This is a genomic window from Streptomyces sp. NPDC014889, assembly GCF_043081205.1.
Taxonomy (GTDB): Bacteria; Actinomycetota; Actinomycetes; order Streptomycetales; family Streptomycetaceae; genus Streptomyces.
The window spans coordinates 215,572-235,979 of sequence record NZ_JBIBWH010000009.1; the positions used below are offsets into that span (position 1 = coordinate 215,572).

General features: G+C 74.9%; 17 protein-coding genes. 2 read left to right on the top strand and 15 right to left on the bottom strand.

Annotation, left to right across the window (positions count from 1 at the left end):
* Nucleotides 1-33 precede the first annotated feature (33 nt).
* Nucleotides 34-867, top strand: a complete 834-nt coding sequence (locus tag ACF09J_RS19855) for a CAP domain-containing protein (protein ID WP_392306734.1) — start codon at nucleotides 34-36, stop codon at nucleotides 865-867.
* 64 nt (nucleotides 868-931) lie between these two features.
* Here ACF09J_RS19855 and ACF09J_RS19860 read toward each other — a convergent pair whose 3' ends face one another.
* Genes ACF09J_RS19860 through ACF09J_RS19915 form a run of 12 tightly spaced genes read right to left on the bottom strand, consistent with a single transcriptional unit; the run spans nucleotide 932 to nucleotide 13,241 of the window.
* On the bottom strand, nucleotides 932-1,849 hold the full coding sequence (locus ACF09J_RS19860) for a glycosyltransferase family 2 protein (protein ID WP_392306735.1): 918 nt from the start codon (nucleotides 1,847-1,849) through the stop codon (nucleotides 932-934).
* The gene (locus ACF09J_RS19865; protein WP_392306736.1) at nucleotides 1,846-2,775 is read right to left on the bottom strand and encodes a glycosyltransferase family 2 protein; all 930 of its coding nucleotides are present in this window, start codon (nucleotides 2,773-2,775) and stop codon (nucleotides 1,846-1,848) included. The genes ACF09J_RS19860 and ACF09J_RS19865 overlap by 4 nt, the downstream gene beginning before the upstream one ends.
* Complete coding sequence (locus ACF09J_RS19870) at nucleotides 2,765-3,757, bottom strand: glycosyltransferase family 9 protein (protein WP_392306737.1); 993 nt, start codon at nucleotides 3,755-3,757, stop codon at nucleotides 2,765-2,767. The genes ACF09J_RS19865 and ACF09J_RS19870 overlap by 11 nt, the downstream gene beginning before the upstream one ends.
* On the bottom strand, nucleotides 3,754-5,181 hold the full coding sequence (locus tag ACF09J_RS19875; RefSeq protein ID WP_392306738.1) for a PfkB family carbohydrate kinase: 1,428 nt from the start codon (nucleotides 5,179-5,181) through the stop codon (nucleotides 3,754-3,756). Before ACF09J_RS19875 ends, ACF09J_RS19870 begins: the two co-directional genes overlap by 4 nt.
* The gene (locus ACF09J_RS19880; RefSeq protein WP_392306739.1) at nucleotides 5,178-5,807 is read right to left on the bottom strand and encodes an SIS domain-containing protein; all 630 of its coding nucleotides are present in this window, start codon (nucleotides 5,805-5,807) and stop codon (nucleotides 5,178-5,180) included. The genes ACF09J_RS19875 and ACF09J_RS19880 overlap by 4 nt, the downstream gene beginning before the upstream one ends.
* Nucleotides 5,804-7,036 (bottom strand): glycosyltransferase, encoded by a 1,233-nt coding sequence (locus ACF09J_RS19885; RefSeq protein WP_392306740.1) that lies wholly within the window; start codon nucleotides 7,034-7,036, stop codon nucleotides 5,804-5,806. Before ACF09J_RS19885 ends, ACF09J_RS19880 begins: the two co-directional genes overlap by 4 nt.
* A complete protein-coding gene (locus ACF09J_RS19890; RefSeq protein ID WP_392306741.1) occupies nucleotides 7,033-7,995 on the bottom strand; it encodes a glycosyltransferase in 963 nt (320 codons plus the stop codon). Before ACF09J_RS19890 ends, ACF09J_RS19885 begins: the two co-directional genes overlap by 4 nt.
* Nucleotides 7,992-9,002, bottom strand: coding sequence for a glycosyltransferase family 9 protein (locus ACF09J_RS19895; RefSeq protein WP_392306742.1), 1,011 nt, complete (start codon nucleotides 9,000-9,002; stop codon nucleotides 7,992-7,994). The genes ACF09J_RS19890 and ACF09J_RS19895 overlap by 4 nt, the downstream gene beginning before the upstream one ends.
* Nucleotides 8,999-9,568, bottom strand: coding sequence for a D-glycero-alpha-D-manno-heptose-1,7-bisphosphate 7-phosphatase (locus ACF09J_RS19900; RefSeq protein ID WP_392306743.1), 570 nt, complete (start codon nucleotides 9,566-9,568; stop codon nucleotides 8,999-9,001). The genes ACF09J_RS19895 and ACF09J_RS19900 overlap by 4 nt, the downstream gene beginning before the upstream one ends.
* A complete protein-coding gene (locus tag ACF09J_RS19905; RefSeq protein ID WP_392306744.1) occupies nucleotides 9,565-10,560 on the bottom strand; it encodes a glycosyltransferase family 2 protein in 996 nt (331 codons plus the stop codon). Before ACF09J_RS19905 ends, ACF09J_RS19900 begins: the two co-directional genes overlap by 4 nt.
* Entirely contained in the window at nucleotides 10,557-12,191 is a 1,635-nt protein-coding gene (locus ACF09J_RS19910) for a carbamoyltransferase (RefSeq protein WP_392306745.1), read from the bottom strand. Before ACF09J_RS19910 ends, ACF09J_RS19905 begins: the two co-directional genes overlap by 4 nt.
* A 54-nt stretch (nucleotides 12,192-12,245) precedes the next feature.
* Nucleotides 12,246-13,241: a UDP-glucuronic acid decarboxylase family protein gene (locus tag ACF09J_RS19915; protein ID WP_392306746.1), complete on the bottom strand. Its 996-nt coding sequence runs from the start codon at nucleotides 13,239-13,241 to the stop codon at nucleotides 12,246-12,248.
* Between the two features lie 293 nt (nucleotides 13,242-13,534).
* Here ACF09J_RS19915 and ACF09J_RS19920 point away from each other — a divergent pair, with 293 nt between their 5' ends.
* Entirely contained in the window at nucleotides 13,535-14,428 is an 894-nt protein-coding gene (locus ACF09J_RS19920) for a polysaccharide pyruvyl transferase family protein (RefSeq protein ID WP_392306747.1), read from the top strand.
* Between the two features lie 568 nt (nucleotides 14,429-14,996).
* Here ACF09J_RS19920 and ACF09J_RS19925 read toward each other — a convergent pair.
* Genes ACF09J_RS19925 through ACF09J_RS19935 form a run of 3 tightly spaced genes read right to left on the bottom strand, consistent with a single transcriptional unit; the run spans nucleotide 14,997 to nucleotide 20,174 of the window.
* The gene (locus ACF09J_RS19925; RefSeq protein ID WP_392306748.1) at nucleotides 14,997-16,811 is read right to left on the bottom strand and encodes a thiamine pyrophosphate-requiring protein; all 1,815 of its coding nucleotides are present in this window, start codon (nucleotides 16,809-16,811) and stop codon (nucleotides 14,997-14,999) included.
* Nucleotides 16,812-16,851: 40 nt separating this feature from the next.
* Nucleotides 16,852-19,929, bottom strand: a complete 3,078-nt coding sequence (locus ACF09J_RS19930) for an FAD-binding and (Fe-S)-binding domain-containing protein (protein WP_392306749.1) — start codon at nucleotides 19,927-19,929, stop codon at nucleotides 16,852-16,854.
* Nucleotides 19,930-19,940: 11 nt separating this feature from the next.
* Entirely contained in the window at nucleotides 19,941-20,174 is a 234-nt protein-coding gene (locus ACF09J_RS19935; RefSeq protein WP_392306750.1) for a hypothetical protein, read from the bottom strand.
* Nucleotides 20,175-20,408: the final 234 nt, after the last annotated feature.

Sequence of the window (20,408 nt, forward strand, 5' to 3'; positions counted from 1 at the left end):
AATGACGATCCCCCACCCCGAGCGAGGTCACGCATGGGTACGCACCGCAAGCAGCAGCACTACGGGCGCATAGTCGTCGCCGCCGTCGCCGTGGGCGTCGTCGCCGTCCCTTCCACCGCACTGGCCTGCAACGGCCGGCCGTCCGCCCCCGGCGGCAGCCCCTCCTCCGGCGCCGGGTTGCAGCCCGGCGGACCCGGCGGGTTGCAGCCCGGCGGACCCGGTGGATCCCAGCCGGGCGGTCACAGCTGGCGTTGGCACGGCAACCACTTCCCCCCGGGCAACCCGAATTCACCGGCGTCCCCGGGTGACGCGGCCGCCCCCGCCCAGCCCAGTGCCCCGGACGCCGGAGCACCCGCCCAGCCCAGTGCGCCCGACGCCGGAGCACCCGCCCAGCCCAGTGCCCCGGACGCCGGAGCACCCGCCCAGCCGAGCGCGCCCGACGCCGGAGCACCCGCCGAACCGACCGCGTCCAAGGACGACTCCGCGTCGTCCAAGGCCACGGCCCGCGTCGTGGAGCTCGTCAACTCCGAGCGTTCCAAGGCGGGTTGCTCGGCCCTGACCGTGAACGACAAGCTGACCAAGGCCGCCCAGGCGCACAGCGACGACATGGCGGCCCACAAGAACATGTCGCACACCGGGTCCGACGGATCCAACCCGGGCGACCGGATCACGCAGGCCGGCTACAGCTGGCAGACCTACGGCGAGAACGTCGCCTACGGTTACGCCACCCCGGAGCAGGTCATGGACGGCTGGATGTCCAGCGCGGGACACAAGGCGAACATCCTCAACTGCTCCTTCAAGGAGATCGGCGTCGGTCTCGCCCAGCCCGGCAACTACTGGACCCAGGAGTTCGGAGCCGGCCGCTGACCCGCGGCGCGGTCCGGCACCCCCGGCCGGACCGCGCCGGCCGGCCACGGCAGGCCACGGCCCCTCAGCCGACGTACCGCCGCGCGGGCGAGGTCCTGCGGGCCGACTCCAGTCGGCTCAGCCGGAGTTCCAGCTCTCTGGGCACGGGCTCGCGCTCGCGCAGCACCCACGGGAGTCCGGCCGCCGCGTGCGCGAACGCGCGGACCGAAGCGACGTCCCGGGGCACGGTGCGCAGCAGGTGCCCGGTCCGCCGCAGGGCCGGCAGCAGGGGGCGGCGCAGCCAGGTGAACCACAGCGTGTTGCGCAGCCCCAGCACCCGTCGCTCGGTGCTGTCGCGCAGCACGGACGCCTGATGGTGGACGGTGAGTTCCTCGGCGTAGCTCAGCCACCAGCCCTGGCGCAGCAGGTCGCAGGCGAGCAGTTCCTCCTCGCCGCCCAGCCACAGGCCGGGGTGGAAGCCGCCGCCGGCCCGGAACGCCTCGGTGCGCAGCACGGTGGCGGCGGCGAGGAACGAGCCGAGGGCGGGGCCGGGGAGCCAGTCGGGTCCGGTCAGGGGCGACTCGCGCAGTTCGCGGACCACGGGGTCCTCGGTGCCGTCCGGTTCGACGACGATCCGCGCGGTGACCGCGGCGAGCCGCGGCCGCCTCTCGAGCAGGTCGGCCGCCCGCCGCAGGCTGCCCGGCTCCCACCAGCTGTCGTCGTCGCAGAAGGCGACATGAGGCGTCCGCACCTGCCGTACGGCCAGGTTGCGGCCGACGGCGCCCAGATTGCGGCCGGGGGTCAGCAGGGTCGTCTCCGGGAAGTGGCGGCGGACCGCTTCGGCGGTGCCGTCGCTCGATGCGTTGTCGGTGACGATCACCGGGGGGCGTTCGGGCAGCCGCCGCAACTTCCCGAGGGTGCGCAGCAGTTCGTCCTTGCGGTCGCGGGTGATCACGACGACGGTGGTACGGGCGTCGGTCCCGTCCCGGCCGTGTTCGGTCATCCGGCGCCTCCTTTGGCCTCCCGCCCGTCCAGCAGGCGGGCGGCCCGTTCGACGTGCGGCGGCAGGGTGCGGCGCCGGGCGACGGCGGCCGGCAGCCGGACGGCGGTCTCCTTCAGTGCCCGGCGGGCGCCGGGCCGGCCCAGGGCGGCGGCCAGGGCAAGCTCGGCGCCGGCCCGCAGGGCGACCGGCCAGGGGCGGCGCAGGCAGGTCGTCAGCACCTGGTTGCGGCGGACGACCGCCGAGCGGCCGGTGCGCTCGCCCTGGTCCGGGTGGTGGCAGGCGCGCAGGTCCGGTTCGTAGACGACGCCCCAGCCGTCGGCGGCGAGGTCGTAGGCGAGCAGTGTCTCCTCGCCCCCGAAGAACAGCAGCGGGTGGTAGCCGCCGACGCGCAGGAACGCCTCCCGGCGCACCACGCAGGCGCAGCCGAGGAAGCCGAGCACCGGGCGGCCGGGGAGGTCGGGTTCGCAGGGCAGGGGCGAGGAGGCGAGGACGGCGTTCAGCGGGTCGTCGGCGGCCTCGTGGCCCACCAGGGTGCGGGCGGCGAGCAGGCCCAGGCGCGGATGGCGGTCCAGGAGGTCGGCCGCGCGTCGCAGGGATCCGGCCGTCCACCAGGAGTCGTCGTCGCTGAAGGCGACGTAGGGGGTGCGGGCGTGCCGGGCGGCGAGGTTCCGGCCGAGGGCGCCGGTGTTCGCGTCGGGGCGCAGCAGGCGGGTGACCGCCGGGTGGTCCCGCACGGCTCTCCAGGTGCTGTCGCCGCCGGAGTTGTCGACGACGACGACCGGTGGCCGCTCGGGCAGCGCGGCGAGCGCGTCGAGGGTGCGCAGGAGGCTCGCGCACCGGTCGCGCGTGATCACCGCCACCGTGACCCGGGGATCGGGTCCGGGGGCGGTGCCGGGGTCCGTGGCGGTGACCGGTTCAGTGGACACGGGCCGCCTCCGCTCCTCGGCGCCGTGCGCGGGGGTCCGTCCGCCGGAGCGAGGCCAGGCAGGCGGCGGCGACCTCTCCGGGGCCGAGGCGGCGCAGCCGGGCGTCGACCGCGCGGCCGTGCGGGTCGCCGGGCGGCCCCGGCTTCCACAGGGCGAGATGGCGGGAGCCGGGCGGCGGTCCCCACAGGCGGGGGGAGACCGGTCCGAAGAGGGTGACGGAGCGGGTGCCGTGCGCCACCGCGAGATGGGCGAGTCCGGTGTCCCCGCTGAGGACCAGGGACGCCTGCGCCACCAGTGCGGACAGCTCCCGGAAGGGCAGTCCCCCGGTCAGGACGTCCGCCGCGCGCAGACCGCCGTGCGCGGCGACCGCACGCGCCAGGTCGTCCTCGCCGGGCCCCGCGGTCACCACCACGCGGTGTCCCGCGGCGCGCAGGCACCGTACGACGGCGGCGTACCGTTCGGGCGGCCAGCGGCGGGAGCCCGACGCCGCTCCCGGGTGCACGAGGACCGCGCCCGGCGCCGGGGAGGGGGTGGGCGGACGGGCGAGCAGCAGGTCGGCGGGGTCGGCGGGGATGCCGTAGGCATGCAGGAAGGCGCACCAGCGGTCGCGTTCGTGGACGTGGGGCCGCCAGGGCGGGCCGTCCGGGCAGGCGTGGGCGAGCAGCCGGCGCGGGTGGAGGGCGGCCAGGGCGTCGCGGCTCTCGGGGCCGTTGCCGTGCAGGTCGACGGCCAGGTCAGGCGGGGGTCCGGGCCAGTGGGTGAGCGAGGGCACGGCCCTGGCGGGCGCCTCGGCCGGCAGGAGGGCGTCGACCGCGTCGGTGGCGTACGCGGCCTCGGTGAGGCCGGGCGGCGCGGCGAGGACGACCTGGCAGCCGGGGAAGGCCCGGCGGATGCCGCGCAGCGCGGGCACGCCGGCGAGCAGGTCGCCGAGGCCCAGGGCCCGGAGCACCAGGACGCGCGGGGTGTGGCAGGCAGGTGTCACCGGGCGCCTCCCGGGGCGGGTGCCTGCGCGGCGCGGCGGGCGAGCCGTGTGGTGGAGCGGCCGTCGAGGTAGGGCAGCAGGAGAACCTGTCCGCCCCAGCTCTCCACCAGGGGCTGCTCGGGCAGGCTGGTCAGGGCGTAGTCGCCGCCCTTGGCCCAGACGTGCGGGCGCAGTTCGGACAGGACCCGTTCCGGGGTGTCCTCGTCGAAGACGACGACCGCGTCGACGCACTCCAGGGCCCGCAGCACCCGTACCCGGTCGACGGCCGGCACGAGGGGGCGGCCCGCGCCCTTGCGGCGGCGCACCGAGGCGTCCGAATTGACGCACACGATCAGGCAGTCCCCGACGCGGCGTGCCGCCTGGAGCAGGGCGACGTGACCGGCGTGCAGCACGTCGAAGCAGCCGCCCGCGGCGACGACGGTGCCCCCGGCGGCCCTGACCCGGGCGGCCGTGCGCACGGCGTCGGCCGTGCCGTCCTCCTCGGCGGGGGCCTCCAGGGGTACGGGCCGCGACTCGGTCCCGGCGGCGACCGACCGGGCGCCGCCCTCGGTGACGTACCGGGTGGCGGCGTGGACCGCGGCCTGCACGGCGGTCTCGGTGAAGGCGCCGTCGGCCAGGAGGGCGGCGGCGGTCGCGGCGAACCGGTCCCCGGCGCCGCACGGGTCGCCCGCCGCGGTGGCCGGGGTGGGCACGAGCAGGGGTGTCTCGCCGTGCGAGAGCAGCGCGCCGCGCTCGCCCAGGGTCACGGCGACGCTCTGCGCCCGCCAGGCCCGGATCAGGGCGCGGGCGTCCCGGCCGGCCGAGCGCAGGCCGTCGGTGTCGGCGGGCTCGGCGTGCCGGTCCGCCCGCCCGGCGAACGTGCGGGCCTCCCGCGCGGACGGCGTGGCCAGCCGCACGCCGCGGACCGGGGGCCCGCCCTTCGGGTGCGGGTCCCATACGAGGGGGGCGCGGCCCGCGGCGGCGGCGAGGACGTCCCGGAGGACTTCGGCGGTGCCCCGGCCGTAGTCGGCGACCAGGATCCCGGTGGCGGCGTCGACCGCGTCCGCGGCGGCCGCGGTCGCCGCACGGGCGCGTCCTTCGCCGTCGTCGAGGCGCAGCAGTGGCCGATCGCCCGCGAGGATGCGGGTCTTGCTGCTCAGCGAGCCGTCCAGCGGCACCTCGACCAGTTCGACGCGGCCGGCCAGCAGGTCCCGCAGGGTGTGGCTGGCCTCGTCGTCGCCGAGGGCGGTGACCAGGGTGACGGGCCGGCCGTCGGCGGCCGCGAGGAGGGCGGCGAGGGCGGCTCCGCCGGGGCGGGAGCTGCGCCGGGCGCCGTGCACGACGGGCACCGGCGCGTCGGGGGCCAGCCGGTCGGCCCGGCCGCGCACGTCGTGGTCGAGCAGCGCGTCGCCGACCACGAGCAGGGGTGTGGGGGAGGCAGTCATGTGCGGCCCTTCCGGGAGACGACGGACCGGCGCGCGGTACGGGCCCCGTCCGCCTCGCCGTGCTCCACCGCCGCGTCGAAGCACTCGCAGAGCATGTGGACGGCCACCAGGTGGAGTTCCTGCACGGTGGCGGCCACGGGTGCGTCGACGCAGAGCGATTCGTCGCTTCCGAGTTGCAGCGGGTTGGGCGCCGGGCCGGTCAGCGACCAGACCGTCATGCCGAGCCGGCGGGCCCGCTCGGCGGCGGTCAGTAGGTTGGCGCTCGCGCCGCTGGTGGACAGCAGCATCAGGACGTCGCCGGGCCGGCCGTGGGCCGCGGTCTGGCGGGCGAACACCTCCTGGACGCCGTAGTCGTTGGCGATCGCGGTGGTGGAGGAGGTGTCGGCGTGCAGGGCGACGGCGGAGAACGGCGGCCGGTCGTCCCGGTAGCGGCCCACGAGTTCGGCGGTGAGGTGCTGCGCCTGCGCCGCGCTGCCGCCGTTCCCGGCGACGAGGAGCCGGGCGCCGGAGCCGAGGCGCCGGGCGAGTTCGTGTCCCCATCGCTCGATGACGGGCCCGCGGTCGCGGAACGACTCCAGGGCCTTGATCAGGTCGTCGCAGTGCGCGGTGCCGGTGACGGTCTTCATCGGACGGCCTCCCGGAGCGAGGCGGTGGAGGAAACGGCCGCGTAGACCCCGGCGATCCCCTCGGCGACGCGGTCCCACGTGTAGTGGGCCAGGACCCGCCGGCGGCCGGCGTCCCCGTAGCGGGCGAGCCGGTAGGGGTCGTCGAGCAGCGCGCCGATGACGGCGCCGAGGTCGCGGTCGTCGTCGGCGGGGACCAGGACGCCCGTCCGGTCGTGGACGACCGTGTCGAGCTGGCCGCCGACCGCGCTGGCGACGACGGGCCTGGCGCAGGCCATGGCCTCCAGGGGCACGATGCCGAAGGGCTCGTAGCGGGGCAGCGACAGGACGAGGTCGGCGCCGGCCATCAGCTCGGGCATCCGGTCGCGGCCGACCCCGCCGAGCAGGGTCACCCGGTCGGACACGCCGTACTCGCCCGCGATGGAGCGGAGCCTTTCCGCCTCGGGTTCGGCGCCGAGCAGGCGGGCCTCGGGGCCGCCGGCGACGAGGAGTTCGGCGTTCGGTATCCGGGCCAGGGCGCGGATCGCCCGGTCGAAGCCCTTGCGGGGCACGAGCCGGCCGACGGCGAGCAGGCGCCTTGGGCCGCCGGCCGGGCGGGGCCGGGCGAGCGGGGTGAACTCGCCGGGGTCCACGCCGCACGGGACGACCTCGGTCCGCTCCTGCGGCAGGCCCATCGCCTCCAGTTCGGCGACCTCGTCGGAGCAGGTGGCGATGATCCGCGCGCACGCCTGCCCGACGGCCCTCTCGATGGTGACGCGCTGCGGCGGGCTGGTGTCGGCGGCGCCCTGGTGGCGCTTCTTGACCGTGCCGAGGGCGTGGTACGTCTGCACGACGGGGATGCCGAGGCCGCGGGCGCCGGACAGGGCGGCCAGGCCGGACATCCAGAAGTGGGCGTGCGCCACGTCCGGAGGGGCGGCGGCCCACTGCCGGGCGAGGAACTCCCCGAACTCGCCCATGTAGGGCAGGAGTTCGTCCTTGGGTAGCGGTGCGGGCGGTCCCGCGGGCACATGGACCACGCGGACACCGCCGGTGAGGGTGGCGCAGTCCGGCAGACCGGTCGCGTCCCGGCGGGTGTAGACGGTGACCCGGTAGCCCTTTCCGGCCAGTTGGCGGGCGAGCTGCGCCACGTACACGTTCTGGCCGCCGGCGTCGGGTCCGCCGAGTGCCGCCAGCGGGCTCGCGTGCTCGGAGACCATGGCGACGTGCCCGGCCGGTGTCAGGGTGCGACTCATCGGGTGACCTCCTTGATCAGGCGCTCCCAGTCGTCCACGAAGCGCCGTCCTCCGTAGCGGGTCCGCACCGCGGCCCGGGCCGTCTCCCCCGTCCGCCGCGCGTGCTCCGGATCGGCGAGGAACCCGCGTACGGCGTCCTCCAGCACGTCGAGGCGGTTCGAGACCACTCCGGCCCCCTCCGGTACGGCTTCGCGGACCTCGGTGGTGTCCAGGGCGACCACCGGCATGCCGAGGAACATGGCCTCGAGGAGGGACAGGCCCAGCGAGGTCCAGCGCACCGGGTGCAGATACAGCCGGCAGCGGGCCATCTCCTGGTGCAGCCGGTGCTGGGGCAGGTCGCGGGTGCGGCACCGCTCGGCCGGCAGTCCCAGGTGTCCGGCGAGTCCGTCGGTGCGCATCCCGAACACGTCCAGCGGCGCCGACCGGGCGAAGCGGGGCAGCAGGTCCGTTCCGGTGGTACGGCCCCTGCGCACTGGCTCGTTGACCACGACGGCCGCCCGCGGCTCGGTGCCGGTCCACAGGTGGCCGGGATCGAGGATGCCGTGCTCGACGACCTCCGTAGGGGCCCTGCCGTTGTCCCACATCAGCCGGTTGAAGTGGGTGACGTGGACGACGGGGATGCTCGTCTGCCCCGCCAGCGGGTGGCGGGTGTCCACCGGTGAGCCGTCGGGGCTGTTGTGCTCGACGTACACGGCCGGCACGTCCACTCCGGGGCGGCGGCCGGTCCAGCGCCGCGCCAGGTCGGGTTCGTGCGGGCGTTGCAGCACCATCAGGTCGATCTCGCAGTCCCGCAGCTCCCGGGGGGTGAGCTCACGCACGTTCGCCGGCCAGTCCCAGGTCACCGCGCGGCCCAGGCCGTCCGGGCCACGGTCCCCGGTGACCGGGAGCAGGTAGGTGTGCGGGCCCTGGACGAAGGCCGTGAGCCAGGATCCGTGCACGTGCCACACGAGGATGTTCATGAGTTCCGTTCCTGGATCAGCTTGTGCACCGCGCGGACCACGTCCTGGCCGGTGACCTCGTTCAGGCAGGGGTGCCCCGGCACCGGGCAGACCCGGGCCCTGCTGTCCGCGCAGGGCGCCGCCTGGTCGCCCAGGAGGATGACGGGCACGCCGTACGGCGCCCAGCGGCCGGGCGGTACGACGGGGGCGAACAGCGAGACGACCGGGGTGCCGACCGCGGCGGCCAGATGGGCGGGCCCCGTGTTGGCGCTGATCACGACGTCGGCCATGCGCAGCACCCCGGCGAGGGTGCGCGGGGCGGTGCGCCCGCCCAGGTCGACGGCGGCCCCGGCGCTCACCCTGCGGGTGAGGTCCCGCTCCTGAGGGCCGCCGGTGACGACCACGCGGTGCCCGGCGTCCGCGAGCAGCGCGACGGCCTCCTCGCACCGGCGGGGGCCCCAGGCACGCGCGGGGGCGCTGGCACCGGGGTGCAGGACGACGTAGGGCCCGCAGCCGGTCAGGGTGCTGGTGTCGGGCGGCGGGAGGACCCGCAGCCGGGCGTCGTCCCCGGGCGGTGGCGGGAAACCCAGGGCGACGGCGGTGTCGAGCGCGGCCTCGGCCTCGTGGCGGCCCGGCCGCCGCCGGTGGCGCACGTCAAGCAGCCGCCCGGCGTGGTCGACGCTGTCGGCGCCGATGCGGCCGATTCCCGCGAGCCGCAGCAGCAGCGCGGCCGGCAGGGGGCTCTGGTGGAAGGAGGTGAGGATCAGCGCGGTGTCGAAGGCGCGGGCGCGCAGGCGCGCGAGCAGGCCGTCGATGTCGGGCGCGCTCACCGGGGGCGGGTCGAAGCCCTCCCAGGGCGCCTCCCACACCAGGACCTCGTCGACACCGGGCAGCAGCCGGGCCGCGGCGGCGCCGCGCGGCCCGCACAGCATGGTCACGTGGGCGCAGTGAGCGGCCACCGCACGCACCGCCGGTCCGGCGAGCAGTACGTCCCCGAAGCTGTCGAGTCGGACGACGAGGGCCTTCATCGGGCACCCCTTCCCGCCGGGACGCCGCCGCGGGCGGAGTCCACCACCTGGCGCACCGCGTCGAGGACGTCCGGCGCGCACGCATCGGCGAAACGTTTCACTTCGGCGGGCGCCGTGGCCGCGTTCGGCACGAGCAGGCCTCGCGCGCCCGCCGCCCGCGCGGCCAGGACGTCCGCCGCGATGTCACCGACCACCACGCAGTCGGCGGGGGCGACACCGAGCCGCCGCGCGGCCGCGAGCACGAGGCCCGGCCGCGGCTTGCGGCAGGCGCAGCCGGCGTCCGGCGCATGCGGGCAGAAGGCCCAGACGTCGACGCCGCCGAGCAGCTCGTCGGCGCGTGCGTTGACGCGGCGGACCTGCTCGTCGGTGAGCAGCCCGCGCCCGATCCCCGACTGGTTGCTGACCACCGCGGTGGCCAGGCCCGCGCGGCGGGCGAGCCCGACGGCCCGGGCGGCGCCGGGCAGCAGGCGGACACGGTCCGGATCGCCGTTGTACGGGACGTCCGCCACGAGGGTTCCGTCACGGTCGAACAGGACGGCGCGCACGCGAGGCCGGCGGGTGCTCATGGGGTGCCTCGCAGGGGTTCGGCGTGCCGGTGGCGGACGGTTCCGCGCAGCCGGTGCGCGACCGCGAGGGGCGGGATGAGGACACTGGTGCCGAGCATCCCGCCGATCTCCCGCGCGGTCCGTGGGCCCGGCAGGATGCGGGCGAGGGCGAACTCGGCGGTGCCCAGCGTCCACAGCGCCGCGCAGGCGGTCGCGGCCCGGTGCCGTCGCGCCAGGACGCAGGAGGCCGCGGCGAGCGCGGCGGCCGTCACCACCAGATGGCGGCGCAGCCGTCCCCTGGGCGCGTCGGCCCGGGTCCACCAGTCGGGTCCGTGCAGCCGGTTCATCAGGACGTCGTCGGCGTTGCCCCGCTGGGCGGGCAGCGAGGCCCACCAGGGGGCCGGGCGGACGGGATGGCGGGTGACGCGCCTGCCGCGCCGCAGGGACCAGCCGGCCCGCAGGGCGCGCAGTGCCAGGTCGGCGTCCTCCCGGAAGGCCCGGGGGAAGCGTTCGTCGAACCCGCCGACGTCGCCGAGCACGTCGGTCCGGTAGGCCATGTCGGCGGTGGCCCAGGCCGCGTCCTCCAGCACCTTGGTGTTGCGTTCCCAATCGGTGGGACGGCGGTCCGCGGGCAGCGGGACCCGCAGCCGCCCCTGGACGCCGCCGACGTCCTCGCCGGCCTCGCGCAGGTCCTCGGCGAGCAGCCGGGACCAGTCCGGCAGCACCTGGACGTCGTCGTCCAGGAAGACCGTCCAGGCGGTCGTGGCCGTGCGCCAGCCGGCGTTGCGGGCGGCGGCGGGTCCCCGGCCGGCCGTGCGCAGGGTGCGGACCCGGTCCCGGAGCCGCCCGGCCTCCGCGAGCGGCAGACCGGGACCGGGTGCCGGACGGTCGTCGACGACGACCACTTCGTACGGCGGGGGCCCGTCCGCCGCGGCGAGCGCGCGCAGGCACGCGGCGAGGCAGGGGCGGCCGATCGTCGGGACGACGACGGTGTAGGCGGGGGCGGCGGTCATGCGAAGGCCTTTCCGCGCCGGATGGCGAAGGGTCCAAGGACGAGCAGGTCGACGGGGGCCGAGCCGAAGCACTCCAGGGCGTCGCGGGGGTCGTCGACCATGGGCCGTCCGGCGGTGTTCAGGCTGGTGTTGACGACGGCCGGCAGTCCGGTCCGCCGCTCGAAGCCGTCGATCAAGCGGGCCACGAGGGGTTCGTCGGCGCGGTCCACGGTCTGGATGCGGGCCGTGCCGTCGATGTGCACGACGGCTGGGATACGGGTCTTCCACTCGTCCGACACGTCGTGCACGAACAGCATGTGGGGGCTGGGCAGGGGGCCGTCGAAGATCTCGGCCGCCCGTTCCGCGAGGACCATCGGCGCGACCGGCCGGAACTCCTCGCGTCCCTTGACCGCGTTGAGCCGTTCCAGGTTGCGCGCGTGCCCGGGGTGGGCGAGCAGGGAGCGGTGGCCGAGCGCGCGCGGCCCGTACTCGCTGCGTCCCTGGAACCAGGCCACGATGCCGTCGGCGGCCAGGGCCTCGGCCGCCGTCTCGGCGATGTCGGCGGGTTCCTCGTAGGGCACCGCCGCGCGCTCCAGCCAGTCGCGCAGCTCGCCGTCGCTCCAGCCGCGGCCGAGCGCGGCGGTGGGCATCGGCTCCACCGTGTCCTTCTCCCCCGCCACGTGGGCGGCCGCGCCGAGCGCCGTGCCGGCGTCCCCGGCGGCGGGCTGCACCCACACGTGCCGGAAGCCGCTCTCCCGGTACAGGCGGGTGTTGGCGACGCAGTTGAGGGCGACACCGCCGGCCATGGTGAGGGCGTCCTCGCCGGTGAGTTCGCGCAGCCACCGGGCGAGGGCGAGCAGGGCCTCCTCCAGGCAGAGCTGGGCGCTGGCCGCGAGGTCGGCGTGGTCCTGGTGCCAGGCGCCGCCCGCCGGGCGCGGCGGCACCAGGGATGCCCAGGGCACGGGGCGGGCCCGGAAGCCGCCCCTGTCGTCGGCCCGGACGTACTCGCGCAGCCGGCCGGCGAAGCGCGGGGCGCCGTAGGAGGCGAGCGCCATCACCTTGAACTCGTCGCTGCTGCGCAGGAAGCCCAGGTGCTGGGTGAGGTCCTCGTAGAACAGGCCGAGGGAGTCCGGCAGTTCCTGCGCGCCGAGGACGGTGAGCTGGCCGCCCGTGTACCGGCCGGCCAGGTGGGAGCCGCACTCGCCGCGGCCGTCCAGGACGAGGACGGCGCAGTCCGGGTGGGGGGAGACCGGACCGGCGGAGGCCGCGTGCGCCACGTGGTGCGGAACGAACCGGACCTTGGCGGGGTCGAGGCCGGGCAGCGCCTCGGCGAGGAAGCCGGGGGCCTGGCGGGCGTACTCCTGGCGCAGGTGGTCGAAGGGGTCGTGCAGTCCCATGCGTTGGGCGGGCCGGGCGAGGGAGGGGTCGTAGGAGTAGGCGACGGCGTCCAGGTCGGACGGGGTGAGCCCGGCCTGCTCCAGGCACCAGCGGGCCGACTGTTCCGGTAGTTCCCAGGCGGCGAAGGGGACGGGCCGCTTGCCGTGCTTCCGGCGGGAGAACCGTTCCTCTTCCGCTGCGGCCACGACCCTGCCGTCGGTGAGGAGAGCGGCGGCGGGGTCGTGGAAGAGTGCGTTGATACCGAGGACGTGCATGCGCTGTCTCCAGGTCGGCTGAGGGCCGGTGGTCCGTCGGCAGACGGCCGGGGGTCAGGGCTGCGGGGCCCGTGAGGGCGCGGAGGGCGGGGAGGCGAAGTACGCGATCGTCTGCTTCAGGCCCTCCTCCCAGGGCACCTGCGGCGCCCAGCCGAGCAGTTCGCGCGCCAGGGTGGTGTCGGGGCGGCGCCGGCAGGGGTCGTCGGCGGGCCGGTCGATGAAGTCGATGGGCGAGTCGGAGCCGGTCAGCGCGACCACGCGGCGGGCCAGGTCGACCATCGTGATCTCGTCGGAGCCGCCGATGTTCACGGGCCGCACGGACCGGCTCGCCGCAACCCGCAGTACGCCGTCGACCGTGTCGTCCACGTAGCACAGCGAGCGGGTCTGGCTGCCGTCGCCGGTGACGGTGAGCGGCTCGCCCGCGAGGGCCTGGCTGATGAAGGTGGGAACGGCCCGGCCGTCGTGGGCGCGCATGCGCGGGCCGTAGGTGTTGAACAGCCGGACGATCCCGGCGTCGGTGCCGCGCGTGCCGGCATGGGCGGTGACCAGGGCCTCGGCGAACCGTTTGGACTCGTCGTACACGCTGCGCGGGCCGATCGGGTTGACGTTGCCCCAGTAGCCCTCGTGCTGGGGGTGGACGAGGGGGTCGCCGTACACCTCCGAGGTGGAGGCGAGCAGGAAGCGCGCGCCGCAGCGTTCGGCGATCGCGAGGGCGTTGCGGGTGCCGAGGCTGCCCACGTCGAGGGTCTCCAGGGGCAGCCTGAGGTAGTCGGCCGGTGACGCGGGGCAGGCGAAGTGCAGGACGAGGTCGTAGTCGCCGAGGAGCGGCTCCACGCAGTCGGGCGCGGACACGTCGCAGTGCAGGTACCGGAATCCGGGCCGGGCCTCCAGGTGGGCGATGTTCTCCCGCCGCCCGCAGGCCAGGTTGTCCACGCAGTCGACTTCGACGCCTGAATCCAGCAGCCGCTCGCACAGGTGGGAGCCGAGGAAGCCGGCACCGCCGGTCACGACCGCTCGTTTCCAGGAGAACGGCAGGGTGTCACCAACCATCAGGGGCACTCCTTCGTGCTGTACGTCCATGCCGTGGCCCGGGCAATGTTCTGGCCTGCTCTTCGGACGCCTCTGTGCCGCCGGGTCGTGTCTTCGGCCCGTTGAGAAGGAAGACGGGGAAGGGCTCGGGTTCCGCCGGTCCTGTGGACCGCCCTGGTGGTCGCCCGCCGTCGACAGCCAAGTTCCCCTGGCGGTTGGCTTCACACGTTGGTTCTTTCTTCGACGTCCGGGTACTCGTGTGACGCCTGTGCGTCACCGCAGCCGGAGGGACCATGGACACAGGGTCGAGGCCCATGGCCGACGATCTCGTGGCGGAGCTGCTCACCGCCCTGCGCGCGCCGCGTCCCCGGCGGCTGCTGCTCACCGGCTGGTTCAGCTTCCGCGACGGGGAGGCGACAGCGGGTGACGTGCTCGCCCAGCGGCTTGTGTCCACGGCGCTGACCCGGGCGGGCGTCCCGCACGACACGGCGTGGAGTCCGGTCTTCCGGCCGGACGCGCTGTCACTGACGACCGCGGATCCGCGGCGCTACGACACCCTCGTCTTCGTGTGCGGTCCCGTGCACGGACCGCAGTTCGACCTTCTGCACCGCGGGTTCGGGGCCTGTCGCAGGCTGGCGGTCGGTGTCAGCGTCGTCGATCCGGCGGACCCGGCGGTCACCGGTTTCAGCGAGGTGCTCGCGCGGGACGGCACGCCCGCCCCGGCCCGCCGCGACCTGGCGGCGACCGCGCCGGTCGGGCCGCTGCCGCCCGTCGTGGGCGTGGTGCTCTCCGAGGGCCAGGGCCAGGGCGAGTACGGCGACCGCCGCCGGCACACGGAGGTGAACGCGCGGCTCACCGACTGGCTGGCGGCCAAGGACTGCGCGCGCGTCCCCGCCGAGACCCGCCTCGCCGCCGACGACTGGCGGCTGTGCGCCACGGGCGAGCAGTTCCTCGCGCTCGTCTCCCACCTCGACCTGGTGGTCACCACCCGACTGCACGGCCTGGTCCTGGCCCTGCGGGCGGGCACACCCGTGATCGCCGTCGACCCCGTCGAGGGAGGCGCCAAGGTCAGCGCCCAGGCCCACGCCGAGGACTGGCCCGCACTCCTGACGGCGGACACCCTCACACCACAACGCCTGGACCACTGGTGGACCTGGTCACTGTCCGAGCCGGGCCGGACAGCGGCAGGGCAGCACGCGACGAGCTGACGCCGGGGCGCGGTCGACGGCGCACGGCGCCGGGGTCGCCCCACCTCAGCGCAACCGCCACCACCCGCCGCCGTGACGGACGGCGGCGGAGCGGCGTACGGCGCACTCACGAGCGGGCGCAGGGAGGCGAGCGTCGCCCCGGCGCTCGGCGGCGGGATCGCCGCGGCGAGTGGTGGTGGCAGTCGCCGCACCGGGACGGGGAACCGGCCCCACCGTCAGCGCCCGCCCTGCAGGCGGGGGTCGGCGGAACACCGCCCCCAGGGCGGGCGCTGACGACCAACCACCACCCGCCGCCGTGACAGACGGCGGCGGAGCGGCGTACGGCGCACTCACGAGCGGGCGCACAAAGGCGAGCGCCCGCCGGGCGGACGGCGGCGGGATCGCTGCGGCGGGTGGTGGTGACAGTCGCCGTACCGGGACGGGGTACCGGCCCAACGGCTCCGCAGGGCACCGTTCGGAGCGCGGACGACCGGGCCGGGGCGCAACCGCCGCTCCGCCGCCGCGTGGCGGCGGAGCGGCGCTCGGCGCCCGTGCCGTGGCGGGAGGTGCCGTGCGGGGGGACGCGTTGTCAGTGGCCGGTCTGGGGGCGGCCGCGGTCGCGGTGGGTGGGGAGGAACTCCTGAACCTTGGCCTTGAAGCCCTGGCGGACCACGGCCGCGCGGTCGCTGTCGCCCTTGAGCACCGAGGTCGCCGCGGCCTCGATCTGGTCGAGAGTGGCGTGCGGCGGAATGGGCGGCACGGCCGGGTCGGTCACGAAGTCCAGCACGCAGGGCCGGTCCGCCGCCAGAGCGGCCTCCCACGCTCCCGTCACCTCGCCGGGCTTCTCGACCCGGATGCCCTCCAGGCCGAGCGAGCGGGCGAAGTCGGCGTAGGCGACGTCGGGGATGGACTGCGACGGCAGGAACTGCGGCGCGCCCTCCATGGCGCGCATCTCCCAGGTCACCTGGTTGAGGTCCCGGTTGTTGAGGACGGCGACGATCAGCCGCGGATCGGCCCAGTCCTTCCAGTACTTGGTGATGGTGATCAGCTCGGCCATGCCGTTCATCTGCATCGCCCCGTCGCCCACGAGAGCGATCGCCGGCCGGTCGCCGTGCGCGAACTTCGCGCCGATGGCGTACGGCACCCCCGGACCCATGGTGGCGAGGGTGCCCGAGAGCGAACCGCGCATGGCGCCGCGCAGCTTGAGGTGGCGGGCGTACCAGTTGGCGGCGGACCCGGAGTCCGCGGCCAGGACGGCGTTGCCGGGGAGCAGATCGTTCAGCGCGTGGGCTACGTACTCGGGGTTGATCGGGTCGGCCTCGACCGCGGCGCGCCGCCCCATGACCTCCCACCAGGCCGCGGTGTCCTGCTCGATCTTCTGGCGCCAGCCGTGCTCCTTGGTCACCTTGAGCGACGGCAGCAGCCGGCGCAGCGTCAGCGCGGCGTCCCCGACCAGGTTGACCTCGAAGGGGTAACGCAGGCCGATCATATGGGGGTCGATGTCGATCTGCACGGCCCGCGCCTGGCCGAACTCGGGCATGAACTGCGTGTACGGGAAGCTGGAGCCGACGACCAGGAGGGTGTCGCAGTCCCGCATCATCTCGTACGAGGGGCGGGTGCCCAGCAGTCCGATCGCGCCGGTGACGTAGGGCAGGTCGTCGTCGAGGGCGTCCTTGCCCAGCAGTGCCTTGGCGACCCCGGCGCCGAGGTGTTCGGCGACCTGCATGACCTCCTGCCGTGCGCCGCGGGCGCCCTGGCCGACGAGGATCGCCGGTTTCCTCCCGGAGTTGAGGACCTCCGCCGCCCTGGCCAGGTCCTCCTCGGAGGGCACCGGCGCGTAGTGGGACATGCCGAGGCTGGAGGGCACCATCTTGAAGGCGTGCTCGGGCGGCGTGTAGTCGAGGTCCTGCACATCGGCGGGGACGATGACGGCCGTCACCGAACGCCGGGCCATGGCGGTGCGCATGGCGCGGTCGAGCACGTTGGGCAACTGCTCGGGGACGGTGACCATTTCGCAGAAGTCGGAGGCGACGTCCTTGTAGAGGGTCAGCAGGTCGACCTCCTGCTGGTAGGAGCCGCCCATGGCGCTGCGGTTGGTCTGGCCGACGACGGCGACCACGGGCACATGGTCCAGTTTGGCGTCGTACAGGCCGTTGAGCAGGTGGATCGCCCCGGGGCCCGAGGTGGCCGCGCACACGCCGGGTTTGCCGGAGAACTTGGCGTAGCCGACGGCTTCGAAGGCGGCCATCTCCTCGTGACGGGCCTGGACGAACCTCGGCTGGTTGTCGGCCCGCCCCCAGGCGGCGAGCAGGCCGTTGATGCCGTCGCCGGGGTAGGCGAAGACGTGCTCCACCTCCCACTCGCGCAGGCGCTGGAGAAGGTAGTCGGAGACCTTGATGGACATGCGGGGAGCCTTTCCGGTGGAGCCCGAGAGGGTGCGGGGGCTAGGGGCTGCGGTGCAGACGGCTCATCGCGCCGCGGCCGGCCGCTGTGGCGGCGGTGGCCGCGAGGGCGGCGGCGACGGCCGTGGCCGCGCGCCCGGCGGCCCTCGACGGCTTCGCGGGGCGCTGCGCGAGACGTTCGGGCAGGTGGCCGGGGAGCGTCCCGTCCAGCCCGAGCGCCAGTGCCTCGGCCAGGTGCAGGGCTCCGCGGCCGGTGCCGGCCTGTTCGATCTGCGTACGGCAGCTGAAACCGTCCGCGAGGAGCAGGCCGGAGGGGGGCGCCGCGCGGACGGCCGGCAGGACGCCCTGTTCGGCGACGGCCATGGACACCTCGTGGTGGCCGCGCTCGAACCCGAAGTTGCCGGCCAGTCCGCAGCAGCCCTCGTCGAGGACGTGGGCGTCGATGTGGGCGCGGCGCATCAGCTCGCGGTCGGCGTCGTCGTGCAGGATCGCGTGCTGGTGGCAGTGGGTCTGCACGGTCGCCTGCCGGGACAGGGCGGGCGGCCGCCAGTTCTCGGGCGCGTGGTGGACGAGTTGCTCGGCGAAGGTGCGGAACCGGCCGGTCAGGCGCCGCATGTCCTGGTCGTCCGGGAGGAGTTCGGGGGCGTCCGCCCGGAACACGGCCGTGCAGGAGGGTTCGAGGCCGATGACGGGGGTGCCGGCCTCGATCCAGGGGCGCAGGACGTCGAGCGAGTGCCGCAACACCTTCTTTGCCGTGCGCAGTTGCCCGGTGGAGATCCAGGTCAGTCCGCAGCACACGGGCCTTTCGGGGACGGCGACACGGAACCCGGCGTCCTCCAGGACCCGGACGGCCGACCGGGCGATGCCGGGGTGGAAGTAGGTGCTGAAGGTGTCGGGCCACAGCACCACGGCCCGGGGGTCTGCGGGGTCCGGTTCCTCGCCGCCCCGGGCCCGCCACCACTGGAGGAACGACTCCCGCGCGAACACGGGGGCCTCGCGCGCGCCGTCGACGCCGGCGAGCCGTTTGCCGGCGCCGGACAGGACGGGTGCGTGCAGCACGGTGTTGGCCAGGGAGGGGGCGAGGCGGGACAGACGGGCCCACAGGGGCAGCCAGCCCATCGAGTAGTGGGCGGCCGGGCGCGGCCTGCCCTCGTAGTGGTGGGCGAGGAACTCGGCCTTGTAGGTGGCCATGTCGACGCCGGTGGGGCAGTCCGACCGGCAGCCCTTGCAGGCCAGGCAGAGGTCGAGTGCGTCACGGACCTCGGTGGAGCGCCACCCGTCCTTGACGGCGGAGTCCGCGTGGCCGTCGAGCATCTCGAACAGCAGCCGCGCGCGGCCCCGCGTGGAGTGCTCCTCCTCCTTGGTGGCCCGGTACGAGGGGCACATCACGCCGCCGTGGTGGCTGCGGCAGTTGCCGATGCCGACGCAGCGCATCACGGCGCGGGTGAAGGAGTGTTCGTCCTCGGGATAGCCGAAATGGTGCTCCACGGTGGCGGGCCGCCAGGCGGAGCCGAGCCGCAACTGCCCGTCGACCGGGTTCGGTTCGGCGACCTTTCCCGGGTTCATGCGGTCGCCGGGGTCGAAGAGCGCCTTCAACTCGCCGAATGCGGCGACGAGTCGCTCACCGAACATGCGGGTGAGCAGTTCACCCCTGGCCTGTCCGTCGCCGTGCTCTCCGGAGAGGGATCCGCCGTAGGACGCCACGAGGTCGGCGGCGCGCTCCAGGAAGCGGCGGAATTCCGCGACGCCCTCGCCGGTCTTCAACGCGAAGGGGATACGGATGTGCACACAGCCCTGCCCGAAGTGGCCGTAGAGCGAGGGATGGTCGTAGCCGAACTCGTCGAACAGGCCCTTCAGGTCGCGCAGATAGTCCCCCAGACGGTCGGGCGGTACCGCCGAGTCCTCCCAGCCCTCCCAGGTCTCCCGGCCGTCCGGCGGACGGGCCGTCACCCCGAGGCCGGCCTCGCGTGCCTTGAGCATCTCCTGTTCGCGCTCCGGGTCGTCGGAGAAGGCCACGGCGGGGTGCTCCTCGCTGCGGCCCAGCGACCACAGCAGCTCCCGCGCCTGGTCGTCGACGGCCTCCTGGCTGTCGCCGGCGAACTGCACCAGCAGCCAGCTGTTGCCCTCGGGCAGCGCGTGGAGGGAGTCGAGGTAGGCGTGCTCCTCCCGCATGAGCTGCGCCATCCGGTCGTCCAGGGCCTCCAGCTGGCTGGGTTCGCTGTGCTCCAGGAGGCGCTGGACGTCGTCGGCGGCGGTGCAGATGTCGTCGTAGCCGAGGACGAGGAGCGACTGGAACGACGGCACGGGTACGAGGTCGAGCTCGGCGCGCAAGACGGTCACGAGGGTGCCCTCGCTGCCCACCAGGGCCTTGGCGACGTCGAAGCCCTTCTCGGGCAGCAGGGAGTCCAGGTTGTAGCCGGAGACGCGGCGCGGGATGTCCGGGTAGCCGTGCCGTATGTCCGCGAGATACTCGGTGACGATGCGGTCGAGACCGTCGTAGATCTCCGCCCTGCGGCCGCCTTCCGCGGCGATCCGCGCCCGTTCGGCCTTCGAGGTGGGCCCCACCCACATCCGTGCGCCGTCGTAGGTGAGGATCTCCAGGCGGCGTACGTTGTCCACCGTCTTGCCGTACGCCTGCGCGGACGCACCGCAGGAGTTGTTGCCGATCATGCCGCCCAGCGCGCAGTGGCTGTGCGTCGACGGCTTGGGCCCGAACTGGAGTCGGTGGCCGGACAGTTGGCGGTTGAGCTCGTCCAGGACGATCCCCGGCTCCACGACGCAGGTGCGAGCGACCGGATCGACCGACACGAGCCGGTGGCAGTACTTCGTCCAGTCGACGATCACCGCCGCGTTGGTCGCCTGACCGGCCAGGCTGGTCCCGCCGCCCCGGGACAGTACCGGGACGCCGAACCGCGCGCACACCTCGACGGCCCGGGCACCGGACTCGACGTCGCGCGGGACGACGACCCCGATCGGGACCTGCCGGTAGTTGGACCCGTCCGTGGCGTACGCGCCCCTGCTGCCGGCGTCGAAGCGGACTTCGGCGTCGGTCTCGGCGCGCAGGGCGGCTTCCAGGCCGGCCGCGTTCGACGCGGCCGGCTGCACAGATGCGGAAGTCACGGCAGGGCAGGTCAGCCGGCGAGCCGGCCGCGGAGCAGTTCCTTGCCCATCTCGGCACCCTTGCGACTGTCGGCCTGAGCCTTGCGGAAGAGTTCGACCAGTTCGTTGTCGTGCTCGCGCTCGGCGTCGTCGATGTAGGTCTCCAGACGCAGGGCGTTGCCCAGGCACTCCTCGACGTACCAGAGCAGGTTGTAGTCCTTGTCCAGGGTGCCGGTGACCTTGCCGGTCTCGGTGTTGCTCGTCATCACGCTCTCCTCCCACCGTCGGAATCCGTGGGTCCGAACGGCCGCCAGTGATCGTCACGGTCGTGGCGCGGTCACTCGTCGCGGCCGTCAGCCCCTCGATGACGAGGCCCGAGTGCCCAAGGGCGGCAAGGGGTATGCCACCTCGCTGTCACCGGAGTCGGCATTGTGGGGGCCCGCGCGTGACATTCCCCCGCCGTGCGATTCGTGCCCACGGTGCGGGGAACCCGGCCCGAC